This window comes from Devosia sp. P1_H9, from assembly GCF_056405135.1.
Genome location: NZ_JBFUCQ010000013.1, coordinates 26,021 through 39,576, shown reverse-complemented (window position 1 = coordinate 39,576; position 13,556 = coordinate 26,021). Strand labels below are relative to the sequence as shown.

General features: G+C 65.3%; 11 protein-coding genes. 7 read left to right on the top strand and 4 right to left on the bottom strand.

Going from position 1 to position 13,556, the window contains the following annotated elements; all coding sequences use genetic code 11:
• Nucleotide 1 precedes the first annotated feature (1 nt).
• The 3 genes from AC1DYL_RS20070 to AC1DYL_RS20060 form a co-directional block, all read right to left on the bottom strand.
• Nucleotides 2–877 carry a carbohydrate ABC transporter permease gene (locus AC1DYL_RS20070; RefSeq protein ID WP_477174525.1) on the bottom strand — a complete coding sequence of 292 codons (876 nt, stop codon included), beginning with the start codon at nucleotides 875–877 and terminating at the stop codon, nucleotides 2–4.
• A complete protein-coding gene (locus tag AC1DYL_RS20065; RefSeq protein WP_477174524.1) occupies nucleotides 874–1,836 on the bottom strand; it encodes an acetylxylan esterase in 963 nt (320 codons plus the stop codon). Before AC1DYL_RS20065 ends, AC1DYL_RS20070 begins: the two co-directional genes overlap by 4 nt.
• Before the next feature lie 61 nt (nucleotides 1,837–1,897).
• A complete protein-coding gene (locus AC1DYL_RS20060; RefSeq protein ID WP_477174523.1) occupies nucleotides 1,898–2,926 on the bottom strand; it encodes a LacI family DNA-binding transcriptional regulator in 1,029 nt (342 codons plus the stop codon).
• Between the two features lie 238 nt (nucleotides 2,927–3,164).
• On the opposite strand from AC1DYL_RS20060, the gene AC1DYL_RS20055 reads away from it, so the two are divergent.
• From AC1DYL_RS20055 to AC1DYL_RS20030, 6 genes are all read left to right on the top strand, one after another.
• The gene (locus tag AC1DYL_RS20055) at nucleotides 3,165–5,507 is read left to right on the top strand and encodes a family 78 glycoside hydrolase catalytic domain (RefSeq protein WP_477174582.1); all 2,343 of its coding nucleotides are present in this window, start codon (nucleotides 3,165–3,167) and stop codon (nucleotides 5,505–5,507) included.
• Nucleotides 5,508–5,593: 86 nt separating this feature from the next.
• Entirely contained in the window at nucleotides 5,594–6,880 is a 1,287-nt protein-coding gene (locus AC1DYL_RS20050) for an ABC transporter substrate-binding protein (protein WP_477158633.1), read from the top strand.
• Nucleotides 6,881–6,988: 108 nt separating this feature from the next.
• Complete coding sequence (locus AC1DYL_RS20045; RefSeq protein WP_477174581.1) at nucleotides 6,989–7,870, top strand: carbohydrate ABC transporter permease; 882 nt, start codon at nucleotides 6,989–6,991, stop codon at nucleotides 7,868–7,870.
• Nucleotides 7,867–8,694 carry a carbohydrate ABC transporter permease gene (locus tag AC1DYL_RS20040; protein WP_477158580.1) on the top strand — a complete coding sequence of 276 codons (828 nt, stop codon included), beginning with the start codon at nucleotides 7,867–7,869 and terminating at the stop codon, nucleotides 8,692–8,694. The genes AC1DYL_RS20045 and AC1DYL_RS20040 overlap by 4 nt, the downstream gene beginning before the upstream one ends.
• 140 nt (nucleotides 8,695–8,834) lie before the next feature.
• Nucleotides 8,835–10,250, top strand: coding sequence for an MFS transporter (locus AC1DYL_RS20035; RefSeq protein WP_477174522.1), 1,416 nt, complete (start codon nucleotides 8,835–8,837; stop codon nucleotides 10,248–10,250).
• A gap of 131 nt (nucleotides 10,251–10,381) precedes the next feature.
• Complete coding sequence (locus AC1DYL_RS20030; protein WP_477174521.1) at nucleotides 10,382–10,744, top strand: hypothetical protein; 363 nt, start codon at nucleotides 10,382–10,384, stop codon at nucleotides 10,742–10,744.
• Nucleotides 10,745–10,806: 62 nt separating this feature from the next.
• On the opposite strand, the gene AC1DYL_RS20025 is transcribed toward AC1DYL_RS20030, so the two are convergent.
• Entirely contained in the window at nucleotides 10,807–12,174 is a 1,368-nt protein-coding gene (locus AC1DYL_RS20025; RefSeq protein WP_477174520.1) for a PQQ-dependent sugar dehydrogenase, read from the bottom strand.
• 106 nt (nucleotides 12,175–12,280) lie between these two features.
• Here AC1DYL_RS20025 and AC1DYL_RS20020 point away from each other — a divergent pair, with 106 nt between their 5' ends.
• Nucleotides 12,281–13,462, top strand: coding sequence for an NADH:flavin oxidoreductase/NADH oxidase (locus tag AC1DYL_RS20020; protein WP_477174519.1), 1,182 nt, complete (start codon nucleotides 12,281–12,283; stop codon nucleotides 13,460–13,462).
• The last annotated feature ends 94 nt before the right edge of the window (nucleotides 13,463–13,556 follow it).

Sequence of the window (13,556 nt, the reverse complement as noted above, 5' to 3'; positions counted from 1 at the left end):
CCTACTTCAGAGCCCCTTGGGTGAGTCCGCGCACAAAATACTTGCCGCCGATCAGATACACCAGCAGCGGCGGCACGATCGCCATCATCACCGTCGCCGCGGAGCCGCCGGCGCGCACGCCCATGATCGCCACGGTGATCGGCTGCTGGTCGCCCGAGGTGAACACCATGCCGTAGAGGTATTCGTTCCAGATCGAGGTAAACTGCCAGATCACCGTCACCGCGATGATCGGGCCCGACAGCGGCAACATCACGCGGATGAAGATGCGCCAGAACCCGGCGCCATCGACCTGCGCCGCCTTTACGATCTCTGTCGGCACCCCCGCGTAGAAGTTGCGGAAGAACAACGTCGCGAACGAGATGCCCATCACGGTGTGGATCAGCAGCAAGCCGAGCACGTTGTTCTGCAGCCCGAGCTGGCCGATGATCCAGGCCCAGGGCAGCAGCTCGATCTGGCTGGGCAGAAATATACCGAGGAAGATCATCACGAAGACGAACTCCGAGCCCGGAAACTTCCACTTGCTCAGCACATAGCCGTTGAGCGCCCCGATGATCGCCGTGGCGATCGTCGCCGGCACGGTGATGATCAGCGAGTTGAGAAAGTTCGGCCCCAGCCCCCGGCACATGCCACTGACGCAGGCGTCGTTCCAGGCCCGCAGGTAGTTGTCGAACGAGAAGCTCTCCGGCACGGCGATGACGCCGTTGCGAAAGACCTCCTCCCCGTCGCGGAACGAGTTGAAGAACACCAGCAGCGCAGGCACCGCGTAGACGAGCGCGAACAGCGTCAGCACGACGTAGATCAGAACGCGAGACACCGCCCACCGACGACGGGCAGCAACCCCGTCGCGGTCGGCGTAGTCGAGCGTCAGTGCGGTCACGGCAGGGTCTCGTCGAGCCAGGCGACCTGCCGCCGCTCCTGCCAGGTGCCGCCACCCTCGTGGTTGTTGAACGTGTAGCTCTCGATGGTCTTGGGGCCGGCCCAGGCATTGTAGGCGCCGTAGACGGTCGAGGGCGGGCAGACGTCGTCCATCAATGCCACCGAGAACAGCGCCGCTGCCTTGGAGCGCGCCGAGAAATGCACGCCATCGAAGTAGTTGATAGTCTTATAGGCCGCCGCCGCCTTCTCGCGATGCGTCGCGAGGAAGCGCACGATCTCGCCATAGGGGTCGCGGCTCGTGAGCCCCACCGCACGCGGAAAATCGCAGAGGAACGGCACGTCCGGCATCGCCGCCTTCACCCGCGACTCGAGCCCGGCCACGGCGATCGAAATACCGCCGCCCTGGCTGCCGCCGACCACCGCGAGCTTGGTGGGATCGGTTTCAGCTCGGCCCAACGCCGCCTCCACCGCCCGCACACCGTCGGTGTAGACGCGGCGGTAGTAGTAATCCTTCGGGTCATTGAGACCGCGGGTCATGAAACCGGGATGCGCCGGGAACGAGCCGGCCGGATCCGGCGTATCGCCGCGCGACCAGCTGCTCCCCTGCCCGCGCGTATCCATCACCAGCACGGCGCGACCCGTCGCCGGCCACAGCAGATGCTCCTGCGGCAAACCGCGACCGCCGCCATAACCGATGAACTTCACAACCGTGCCGCGCGGCGCAACGCCCGCCGGCTTGATGTACCAACCGCGCACCTTGTCGCCGCCGAAGCCGGAAAAGGTCACGTCGAACACGTCGAACAGCCTCAGGCCCGTGTCGACGGCCTCGAACACCGCTTCGAGCGGCTTGGCGCGTGACTCGGCGAGCGTTGTCGCCCAAAAGCTGTCGAAATCGGCGGGAGCGACGGCGCTAGAGCGGTAGCTGTCGAGCTGGGCTTGCGGCAGGTCGAAAAAGGGCATGGCGACAATCTTGATTGGGTTGAATTGCGATGGTGGGTGAAAATCGGCTCGGCGGAAAGCACTACGAAGGGCGGGGACGCGAACTTCCGCGAACGACCAGCCGCGGCGTTACGACGAAGTGCTCGCCCTGCAGCCGGCCATCGATCCGCTCGATCAACAACCGGGCTGCCTGGAGGCCCAGCACCTGGCCGGATTGATCGACGCTGGTCAGGCTGTTCTGCGCGAGGTCGCAGTAGATCGTGTTGTCGTAGCCAACGATGGCGAGATCGCCCGGCACCGACAGACCAAGATCCTTGGCGACGCTGAGCGCATGCAGCGCCACCATGTCGGTCCAGCAGAACAGCGCCTCGGGCCGGTGCCGGGCCTCCAGCAGATGCCGGACTGCCGTCTGCGTCTCGCGCGCCGACTGGTCGGCCGGCACGATGTTGATGTACTGGCTCAGCCCGCACTCCTTCATCGCCTCGCGATAGCCGCGCTCGCGCTGCACGGTCACCACCACGTTCTTGGCGGGGACTGCGAGTGTCACCATAGTGATGCGGCGATAGCCGTTGGCGGCGAGATGGCGCACCACGAGACCAGCGCCGGCGATGTCGTCGTTGTTGGCAGTATCCAGCGTGGCGATCTGCGGGACGTGATAGCCGACGATCGCGGTGGGGATCCGTGCAGAAACAGACTCGGCCGTCTCAGGCGGCATGCGCGGTCCGATCATGATCAGCCCGTCCATCTGCCGGTCGATCATCGAGTCGATGAGCGACATCTCGATCGGCTCAGCCGATCGGCTCACACCCAGCATGGTCTGATACTGCGTGCGCTCGAGCGCGTCGTTCACCCCGGCGAGGATGTCGGCGAAGAACGGGTTGCGCATATCCGGCAGCAGCACGCCAAGCGTGTAGGTGCGCCCGCGCATCGCCCGCGCCCCGGCATGCGGCCGGTAGTTCAGCTTCTCCATAGAGGCCTGAACCTTGGCGCGAAGCGCGTCGCTGACGCCATAGGCATCGCGCAGCACCTTCGAGACCGCCGCCACCGACACCCCTGCGTCGGCAGCAACCGTCTTGATGGTAACCCGGCCGGTCTTGGTGATTGGCGCCACAGTTCCCCCCGAACCGCCCTCCTTCTAGCAACCCGCTTTCCACAACACAACGTGAGCGATTTTGGCGGTTGTTGAGGGCATTTGGCGGTTCATGCGCCAATTTGGCGGTTCATGCGCGAATCCTGCTTGAACTGATCGTGTAGAACGGTATACGTAGAACGTCACACGTTGATCGGCAGCCAAAGGCGCCGGACGGACCGCAACAGGTCCCTTGGAGGATGCAAAAGTGAACGAGACGATGCTCATCCGGGCAGGTGAAGCCGTATCCGGCCATGGCGCCTGGGTCGCTGAAATGATCCACCCCAGCGTCGATCAGGGCGTCGGCACGCAGTCGTCCTTCCTCCGCAAGACCTTCAACCTCTCCTCCCGCGGTGGGGCCGGGACACTACGGATCAGTGCTCTCGGCCTCTATCGTGCGTTCATCAACGGCAAGCGCGTCGGCGAGGATCTGCTGACGCCCGGCTGGACCAGCTATTGGGACCGCCTTAGCTTCCAGACCTACGACGTCAGCGCCCTGCTCAGGGACGGCGACAACACCATCGACATCTGGCTGGGCGACGGCTGGTACCGCTCGCGGATGATGTGGCCGCGCAACCAGATCCTGAACACCTGGGGCGACAAGATCGGCGCCATTGCCGAGCTGCGCGGCGCCAATGGCGAGCTCATCGTCGGCACCGACGCCACCTGGCAGAGCGGCCTCGCGCCGGTGCAGAAATCCGGCATCTACTACGGCGAGAACTATGACGCCCGCGCCGAGAACGCGCCGGTGAGCGGTGGCGCCACCGTGCTCGGCGGCTTCGACAAGTCGACGCTGCTGCCGGCCGAAACCGGCGGCGTGCACGAACTACCCGCCCTGCCCGTGGTCAAGTCCTTCGCCGATGCAGAGGGCCGCACGGTCTACGATTTCGGCCAGAACGCCGGCGGCTATGTCGCCTTCACCGTCGAGGGCGAAGCCGGCGCCAAAGTCGCCATCGAGCACGCCGAGATCGTCAACCACCTCGGCAATTTCGACCGCGAGAGCATGCGGTCGGCCGAAGCCCGCGTCGAATACGTGCTCAAGGGCGGCGCGCCGGAAAGCTACCGTCCCACCTTTACCTTCTTCGGCTTCCGCTTTGCGCGCGTCGCCATCGAGGGCAAGGCGACGATCACCAGGATCGAGATGATCCCGATCAGCTCGGCGGTCACCCGCACGGCGAACTTCAGCTCGGCCAATGCGCTGGTCAACCGGCTGGTCGAGAACACGGTGTGGTCGCAGCGGTCCAACTTCATCGAGGTGCCGACCGACTGCCCGCAGCGCGACGAGCGGCTGGGCTGGACCGGCGACGCGCAGGTTTTCGCGCCCACCGCCTGCTATCTGCATGAGAGCCACGGCATGCTGACCAAGTATGTGCGCGACCTCATTGCCGACCAGCGGCCCGATGGCGCCATCCCCCACGTGGTGCCCGACCCGACGCGCAACCATGAGGACGAGATCCCGGGCTTTTACGGCTCGACCGGCTGGGGCGATGCGATATGCGTCATCCCGTGGACGCTCTACACCCACTACGGCGATCGCGGCATCCTCGAGGAAGCGCTGCCGGCCATGATCAAGTGGAACGACTTCGTCTGGTCGATCAGCGACGGCCCGATCGTCCGCCCGCCATCGGGCTGGGGCGGACGCGGTTTCACTTTCGGTGACTGGCTGCAGCCGCAGGGCGATTTTGCTAAGCCCTACCCCACCATCGGCGACGACGCCGCCGCCACGATCTACCTCTACATCTCGTCGCACCTCACCGCCAAAGCCGCCGAGGCTATCGGCGATCAGGCGCAGGCCAAGCGGCTCAATGAGCGCGCCGCAGAGGTGAAGAAGGCCTTCCAGCGCGAGTTCATGACCGCCGCCGGCCGTATCGGCTACAACGACCAGACCTCCTACGCGCTGGGCTTTCTCTGGGACCTGATCCCGGCCGAGCACTACGCCGCCGCCAAGGGCTACTTCAAGGAAACCGTCGCCCGCTCCCAGGGGCGGATCGGCACTGGCTTCATCGGCACACCGGCACTGCTGCCAGCCCTGGTTAAGATCGGCGAAGCCGATCTCGCGGCCTCGGTCTTCCTCCAGGAGGGCCTGCCCGGCTGGCTGTTCCAGGTGAAGATGGGCGCCACCACGATCTGGGAACGCTGGAACGCCCTCAACGAGGACGGCGTGGCGTTCGATCCGCAGATGAACAGCTACAACCACTACGCCTATGGCGCCGTCTGCCAGTGGCTGCTCGAGGGCGTTGCGGGCTTCCGCCCCGACCCGGCTTTGCCCGGCTTCAAGCACATCTTCTTCGAGCCCACGATCGTCCCGGCCCTTTCGCCGGTTGCGGCCAACCATGACTCCGCCGCCGGTCGCATCGAGGCAGGCTGGAAGGTCGATGGCGACAAGGTGACCTACAACATCACGGTGCCCGAGGGCGCGAGCGGCACGCTCGTCCTCGCCGCCGGCTACACCGACGCCAGCGTCGACGGCATCGCCGTCAGCGAGCGTGGCACGGATGGAAAAGCGCGCAGCCTGCTGGCGCCCGGAAAGCACAAGGTGACGTTCCGGATCAGCAAGCCCTGACGGCAAGAGGAGCCGGACGGACAAGGAAACTGCAACAGGCCGCCGGAGGACCCGTGGCGGCCGCAAGGGAGGAACTATCAATGCTGATGCGCAAACTGACGCGTGCGGCGCTGGCCACCACCGGCGCTCTCGCGATCCTGGCTGGCACCGCCATGGCCCAGGACAAGGTCAAGCTGACCTTCCTGTTCGACAATGCGCCCTCGACGGTCGCCATGTCCGAGGCCCTGGCTGCGGCCTTCGAAGCCAAGCACCCGAACATCGACATCGAAACCGAAAGCCGCCCGGGCGGCGCCGATGGCGACAACCTGATCAAGACCCGCCTCGCCACCGGCGAGATGGCCGACGTGTTCCTCTACAATTCGGGTTCGCTGTTCCAGGCGATCAACCCGACGCAGAACCTCGTCGACCTGACCGCCGAGCCGTTCCAGGCCAATGTCATCGACAGCTTCAAGACCGTCGTCACCGGTACTGACGGCAAAGTCTACGGCGCGCCGATCGGCACCGCCATGGGCGGTGGCATCCTCTACAACATCCCGATCTACAAGGAACTCGGGCTGACCCCGCCGAAGTCGTGGGCCGAGTTCATGGCCAACAACGAGAAGATCAAGGCGGCCGGCAAGACCGCGGTGATCCAGACGTTCGGTGCCACCTGGACCAGCCAGCTGTTCGTGCTCGGCGACTTCTACAACGTGCTCGCCGCCGATCCGAACTTTGCCACCGACTATACCGCCGGCAAGGCCAAGTACGCGTCGACGCCGGCAGCGATGAAGGGCTTCGAGCGGCAGGAAGAAGTGTTCAAGGCCGGCTTGCTCAACGAGGACTTCGCCGCGGCAACCTTCGAGGACGGCGTGACCAAGGTCGCGACCGGCGAAGGCGCACATTACCCGATGCTGTCGTTCGCAGTCGCCAACATCAAGGAACTGGCGCCCGAGAACGTCAACGACGTCGGCTTCTTCGCCATCCCGGGCGACGACGCCGCCAATAACGGCCTCACCACCTGGATGCCGGCCGGCCTCTACATCCCCAAGACGACCAAGCACGAAGCCGAAGCCAAGGAATTCGTCGCCTTCGTCGCCAGCGTCGAAGGCTGCGATATCCAGACCCAGTCGGCAGGCGCTACCGGCCCGTACCTGGTGAAGGACTGCACCCTGCCGTCCGACGTGCCGCCGGTCGTCGCCGACCTGCTGCCCTACTTCCAGGAAGGCGGCCATTCGGCCCCTGCCCTCGAGTTCCTCTCGCCCATCAAGGGGCCGGCGCTCGAGCAGATCACGGTCGAAGTCGGTTCCGGCATTCGTCCGGCCGCCGATGGCGCCGCGCTCTATGACGAAGACGTCAAGAAGCAGGCCCAGCAGCTCGGCCTGCCCGGCTGGTAATCGCGCGATCTGCGTGTGAAAATCGGCGCCCGGCCGAAAGGGTCGGGCGCCAATTCGTCGAGGAGGATGACGGGTATGGCAGTTGCGGTCGCAGAAGGCTCAGTGCCCATCACAAATCCGCGCCGCAAGTCGCGCACCGCCGGGCTCTATCCGAGCTGGTTCTACCTGCCCGCGGCCATCATCTTCGCCGTGCTGTTCATGCTCCCGACCTTCGCGTCGCTATTCTTCAGCTTGACGCGCTGGACGCTGCAGAAGGCCGACTTCATCGGCCTCGAGAACTTCGCCCAGTTCTTCCGCGAGCCCTTCCTGTTCCAGGGCCTCATCAACACGCTGATCTACGGCGTCGTCACCTCGGGCCTGAAGGTCGTGCTCGGGCTGCTGCTGGCGCTGCTGCTCACCTCCGATATCTTCGGGCGAGGATATCTGCGCGCCGTTATCTTCTTCCCGGTGCTAGTATCGACAGTCGGTGTCGGCATCACCTTCACCGCGATGATGCATCCCACCCAGGGCCTGCTCAACGAGTCCCTCGCCGCCATCGGCATCAAGGGGCCGGGTTGGCTCACCGACCCGCGCTTCGCGCTCTATTCCGTCGCGCTCGTCGACGTGTGGAAGGGTGTTGGCCTCGCCACCGTGATCTACATCGCCGGCATCGTCTCGATCCCGCTCGAGTACTATGAGGCCGCGAGGATCGACGGCGCCACGGCATGGCAGCGCTTCTGGACCGTCACCCTACCGCTGGTCCACCCGGCCACGGCCACAGTGATCATCCTCAGCTTCATCGGCGGCCTCCGCTCATTCGACATGATCTGGGCCATGACCAAGGGCGGCCCCGGCTTCACCTCCGACGTCATCGCGTCGGTGATCTACAAGCAGTACCAGGCCGGCTTCTACGGTCTCTCGACCGCTGGCAACGTCGTGCTGTTTGCGATGGTGGCCCTGATCATCGTGCCACTTTCGATGCTGCTCAATCGCCAGGAGACCGACCGGTGAGGCACGCCCAACGCTACATTCTCGGCGGCATCGCGATTGCGGCGTCGATCGTCGTCTTCCTCGTGCCGTTCGCCTTCATCATCCTCACCGCGGTCAAGGACCGGCGGCAGGCGGCGACCCGCTCGTTCGATTGGCCGACCAGCTGGCACTTCTGGGACAACCTGATGGAGGTGCTGCGGACGCAGGATTACATGCTGGTCACCGCGTTCATCAATTCGATCATCCTCACCGTCGCCAGCGTGACGCTGCTGGTGGTGCTCGGCGCCATGGTCGGCTTCGTGCTGCAGCGTCGGCCGTCCCGCTGGACCGCGATCGTCAACTTCCTGGTGCTTGCCGGGCTGATCATCCCGCCGGCGGTGGTGCCGACGATCTGGGTGCTGCAGTCGTTCGGCTTGTTCAAGACCATGCACGGCATGATCCTGATCGAAGTCGCCTACGGACTGAGCTTCACGATCCTGCTGTTCCGCGCCTTCGTCGCAACCATACCGCGCGAGCTCGACGAAGCGGCGATCATCGATGGCGCCGGACCGCTGCGGCTATTCTTCCAGGTCGTGCTTCCCCTGCTAAAGCCGGTGGTGGTGACGGTGATCGTCGTGCAGTCGGTCGCCATCTTCAACGACTTTACCAACCCGCTCTACTACCTGCCGGGCAAGCAGAACGTCACGGTGCAGCTGACGCTGTTCAACTTCCAGGGGCAGTTCAACACCTCGCTTCACCTCTTGTTCATGAACATCCTGCTGATCACCATCCCGCCGCTGATCGTCTACCTGTTCTTCAACCGCCAGATCGTGGCGGGGATGACTGCGGGGGCAGTGAAAGGCTAGCGAGGCGCTTCGGCGCCCCGCACTCCTTTGCAAGCGCGCTGGACACACTCGCGCGAAATCATCGGCGTCATCCCATTGCCTGATATGCGCCGCCCCGCTTTGCCTGTACTGGTACCATACTAGTCATTCGCATCCTCATCATGTCCACGCGCCTCACCCCACACGCCCGCAACGTCGCCCTCGTGGTTGCCGCCACGCTGTTCATGCAGTTCCTCGACGGCGTGATCATCGTCACCGCCCTGCCCCGCATGGCGCGGGATTTCGGCGTCGGCACGCTCGAGATGAGCCTCGGCGTCACCATCTACATGCTGGCGGTGGCCGTCTGCATTCCCGCCGCGGCGTGGCTCTCCGATCGCTTCGGCGCCCGCCGCGTCTTCGTTGTGGCGATCGCCCTGTTCACGCTTACCTCCATCGCCTGCGGCCTCGCGCAGGATCTCGGCCAGTTCGCCTTCGCCCGTGCGCTGCAGGGCGCCAGCAGCTCTGTACTGTTCCCGGTGGGCCGCATCATCGTGCTGCGCACCGCGCAGAAGTCCGAGATCGTCGCCGCCATCGGCCTCACCATCTGGCCGGCCCTGTTTGCCCCCGTGCTCGGGCCGGCACTGGGCGGCTTCATCACCGAATACATCTCCTGGCAGTGGAATTTCTGGATCAACATCCCACTCGGCCTCATCGGCATGGCGCTCGTACTGGCCATCGTCCCCAAGGACACCGAGTTCGCCGATCGCCCCTTCGACGCCCCCGGCTTCATGCTGACCGGCATCACGCTGGGCTGCCTGCTCTACGGCTTCGACGCACTGGCGCAGGGCGGGCTGCCCGCCTGGATCGCCACGCTGCTGATCGCGTTCGGCCTCGCGGTGGGCGCCGCGGCGGTCCTCTGGCTGCTGCGGGTAGATCACCCGCTGATCGACCTCCGAACCCTGCGCATCAACACCTTCGCCGCCACCGACGCCAAGGCCGGCGCCATCATGCGCACCGCGATCAACGCTACCCCGTTCATGCTGCCGCTGATGTTCCAGGTCGCCTATGGCATGGACGCGCTGAGTTCCGGCGCCCTGGTGGTGATCTATTTCTTCGGCAACCTCGCCATCAAGGCGGTCACCACGCCGACGCTGCGCCGCTTCGGCTTCCGCACCATCCTCACCGTCAACGGCGTCCTCGCCGGCATCTCGGTCGCCGCCTGCGGCCTGCTCGGTCCCGATACCGCCTACCCGATCACCGCCGCGGTCCTGTTCATCGCCGGAGCGACCCGCTCCATGCAGTTCACCGCCCTCGCCACCCTGGCCTTTGCCGATGTCGACGCCGCCCAGCGCAGCTCGGCCACGACGATCTCCAGCATGTCGCAGCAGCTGTCGATGGTGTTCGGCGTGGCCGTCGCCGCTGGCTGCCTCAACCTCAGTCAGATGTGGCGCGGCGCCCCCGCTCTGGGGGTGATCGATTTCCAGATCGCTTACCTGTTGATGGGCCTGATCATCATCGCCTGCTCGCTGCAATTGCTGACGCTGCACCGAAACGCCGGCGCGGAAGTCTCCGGTCACCGCCGCCCCCAGGCCGCCTGAGCCAGACTTCTTCACAGCCCTCCAAGGATAAGCCGCTCGCCTTCGCCCGATGATTGAGGCCAGCGCGGCCCTCTGCTAGCAATTGACTGGGCAGACGCGGCGTCACGTATGCATCGTCATTGGGGGATGTCATGAATTCAGTATTTCGTGGCGGCGCTGTCGCCGTTTGTCTGTTCGTGCTCGCGGCCTGCGACCCGAGCTCCATGATCACCGGCGGCGAACTCATTCGCCCCGGCGAGCCGACTGGCACGCTGACTGTCATCAATGGCACCGGCGGCAACATCGACGTGGTCTCCATCTCAGACTGCAATGCCTCGACCTACGGCTTCGACCGCCTGCCCGACAACGTCTCGATCGGCCCAGGGCAGTCCTACAGCTTCGCCGTTTCGGCCGGCTGCTGGGACGTCGACGCGGGTGCATTCGGCGTCGGCGAAGCCCGCCAACGCCTCAGCGTCGCCGCCAACGGCATCACCGAATACACGGTGACGGACTGACAAAAAGAAGGACGCCCTCGCGGTTCCCCACGAGGACGTCCCTGAGGCGGTCTGACCTCCGCCTATTCCGCTTTGCTGACGCGCCAGATGGTGCCGGCGCCGTCTTCGGAGACAAACAGCGCGCCGTCGGGCGCCACTGCCACGCCAACCGGCCGGCCCCAGACGTTGTCGGCGTCCATGACGAACCCGGTCATGAAGTCCTCGTACTCGCCGGTCGGCTTGCCGGCGTCGTCGAAGTCGAGCCGCACCACCTTGTAGCCGGTGCGCTTGCCGCGGTTCCACGAGCCGTGCATGGCGACGAACGCGTCACCCTTGTACTCTGCGCCCCAGGCATCCGACTCGTCGAAGACGATGTTCAGCGGCGCCGAGTGGGTCTGGAACAGCACGTCCGGAACGGTGACGTGGCCCTTGAGGTCCTCGCGCGGCGTCGCAGTCCAGCGCGGGTCGGGATTGTCGCCGATATAGTACCAGGGCCAGCCGTAGAACGCCCCGTCCTTCACCGACGTCACATAGTCGAACGGCACGTTGTCGCCGAGCTCGTCGCGCTCGTTGACTACGCACCAGACATCTCCGGTGGCCGGTTGTACCGTCATGCCGGCGCAATTGCGCAGGCCCGTGCCGAAATACTTCTCGTTCTTGCCCTCGGGATCGAAGGCCAGCACCGCCGCGCGGCGCTCCTCGCCACCCCAGGCAACGCCAAGCGGATGATCCTTGATCCACGCTTCGAGGCCACCCTCAGGCGTCGGATCCATGGTCATGTCGAGCCCGACATTGGAGCCCGAGCCGACCGAGTAGTACATGGTCTGTCCGTCCGTGGAGAACGCGACGTCGCGCGTCCAGTGATGCTCTGCCGGGATGCCGGTGAGGATCGCTTCACCCTGGTCCGGACCATCCTCGCCCTCCTCGACCTTCAGGTCGCCGGCCTTGTAGTGGAACCGCTTCAGCCCGTCGCTCTCGGCGATGTAGATCCATTCGGGATTGTCCTTGGGGTAGAAGCTGATCCCATAGGGCTGGTTGAGCTTGTCGGCGTAGACCGCCGGCTTCACCTCCTTCATCCCGCCCGCTTCGTCGAAATCGAACACCAGGACCTCGCCGTCCTCCGAGTTGGCGACAAACAGGTCGCCGTTCGGCGCGAAGCGTATGGCGCGCGGATTGGTGATCCCCGAGGCGACCAGTTCCACCTTGAAACCATCGGGCACCTTGGGCAGCGCGCCCTCGGGCATCGGCACCGTCCCCGGCGCATTCGACGCGGACTCGGTGACATTCGGCGGGTCGAGGTCCGTCGCCTTGATCAGGCGCCTCACACCCGGTGCATCCTGCGTGAAATCGCCGAAGGCGGCCTTGCCCGTCAGCACCTTGGTATCCTGTGCCAGGACACCGGAGGCAAACAAGGCGACCGCGGAGAGGGTCGCAGCAGCAAGAACTTTCATCACTTTTCTCCTCAACCCTCGCACGCGCAACTCGCCCCCACTGCGGCGGTTCCGGCGAACACGGCATGTTGAGTGCAAGTGAGACCTGCTCCATCGGTACTTGCCGATGGAGTGCTCGCGGTGCAAGGTCCCCGCTCCCTCCACCTGCAGCAGCAGCCGATTTATGTCCCAGCTATTTTCCCCGTTCACCTTGCGCGGGCTAACCATGCGCAATCGCACGGTCATCGCGCCCATGTGCCAGTATTCGGCGCAGCACGGCTTCGCCAACGACTGGCACTTCGTGCACCTCGGCCGTTTCGCCCTCGGCGGCTTTGGCCTCGTCATCCTCGAAGCAACCGGTGTCACGCCCGAAGGGCGCATCTCCTACGGCGACCTCGGGCTCTGGAACGACGAACAGATCGCGCCGCTGGCCCATATCGTGAAGTTCCTGAAGTCCGAGGGCGCTGCGACGGGCATCCAGCTCGGCCATGCCGGGCGCAAGGCGGCGACGCCGATCTGGTGGCGCGGCGGCTTCAACGAGACCGAGGCAGACAAGGCCGAATACGCCTACGAGACCTGGGTTCCCGAGGCCCCCAGCGCCGAGCGCCACGCCGACAACCCTAACTTCCAGATGCCGGTCGCGCTGGATAAGCCGGGCATCCAGCGCATCGTGCAGAGCTTCGCCGACGCCGCGCGCCGCGCCGACCAGGCGGGCTTTGACACCGTCGAGATCCACGGCGCGCATGGCTACCTGATCAGCCAGTTCCTCTCCCCGCTCGCCAACCATCGCACCGACGAGTACGGCGGCAGCCGCGAGAACCGCATGCGCTTCGCGCTCGAGGTCACCGAAGCCGTCCGCGCCGCCTGGCCGGCCGACAAGCCGCTGATCATGCGCCTGTCGGTGACCGACGGCAGCCCGGGTGGCTGGGGCGTCGAGGATTCCATCGTCCTCTCGCGTGAACTCCAGTCGCTCGGCGTGGATATGATCCACTGCTCATCGGGCGGCTTCGACGGCTATTCGCTCAAGGCGGCGCCCCTCTATCAGGTGGAGTTGTCCAAGGCAGTGCGGGCAGCCGGCATTCCGACCATCGCCGTCGGTCTCATCGACGATCCGCACGACGCAGAGCGTATCCTCGAGGAAGGCGAGGCCGACCTCGTGGCCTTTGCCCGTACGGCGCTCGAAGACCCGAACTGGGCCGTGCACGCGCGCCATGCCCTCGAAGGCGGCGGCGATGCCTACCAGCTCTGGCCCAAGCAGGCCCGCAACCGCATCCGCGACCGCGACCGCGCGCTGGGCATCCGGCAGTAGCCAGGCATTTGGGCGGCCGCTGAGCCCACGCTCATCGGCCGTTCATTTTCACTCCCCGATGATCCGATTTCCGTCGTAATCGCCATGCCACCTT